Source organism: Verminephrobacter aporrectodeae subsp. tuberculatae At4, from assembly GCF_000193225.1.
GTDB lineage: Bacteria > Pseudomonadota > Gammaproteobacteria > Burkholderiales > Burkholderiaceae_C > Acidovorax > Acidovorax aporrectodeae.
Window position 1 is genome coordinate 1 of the sequence record NZ_AFAL01000782.1, and the last position, 725, is coordinate 725.

General features: G+C 74.6%; 1 protein-coding gene. It reads right to left on the minus strand.

The window, feature by feature from the left end:
* Positions 1–725 (minus strand): FAD-dependent oxidoreductase (locus VTU_RS0121485; protein ID WP_010108639.1); only part of this gene is annotated, 725 nt, incomplete at both ends.

Genomic DNA, 725 nt, shown 5'->3' on the forward strand with positions numbered 1-725 from the left:
GCACCGTGTGCTCGCGGCTCAGGTGCTTGGTGTCGTCGCCTTCGTCGTGCTGCGGCTTCACCAGGGGGCGCAGACCGACCCAGAGGCTGCGCACGTCCTGGGCCTGGGGCGCGCGCGCGAGGTAGCGCGCGGATTCCCCCAGGATGAAGCGGACCTCTTCGTGCAAGGCCTGCGGTTCGCGCACGATGTCCTGGCGCGGGCTGTCGGTGGTTCCCAGAATCAGCTTGCCGAGCCAGGGGACGGCGAACAGCACCCGCCCGTCGGCGGTCCTGGGGACCATCAGCGCGTGGTCGCCGGGGAGGAAGGCGCGCTCCACCACGATGTGCGCGCCCTGGCTGGGCGCGACGAGCGCGGCGACGGGCCGGCCCGTCGCCACGCCGTCCATTTGGCGCAATGCGTCCACCCACACGCCGGTGGCGTTCACCACGGCCCGCGCGCGCACCGTGAAGCGCCGGCCCCCGTGGGCGTCCTCGCAAACGAAGCCGGCGACCTTCCCGGCCTCGTGCAGCAGCGCGCGCACGGGGCAGTGGTTGAGCACCAGGGCGCCCAGGCTTGCCGCCGTGCGCGCCAGCGCCAGCGCCAGGCGGGCGTCGTCGAATTGCCCGTCCCAGTATTTGACGCCCCCCTTGAGCCCCTCGGCCCGGGCGCCGGGCAGGCATTCGAGCGTGCGCGCGGGCCCGAGCAAGCGGGTCGCGCCCAGCCCGGCCCGGCCCGCCAAGGCGTCG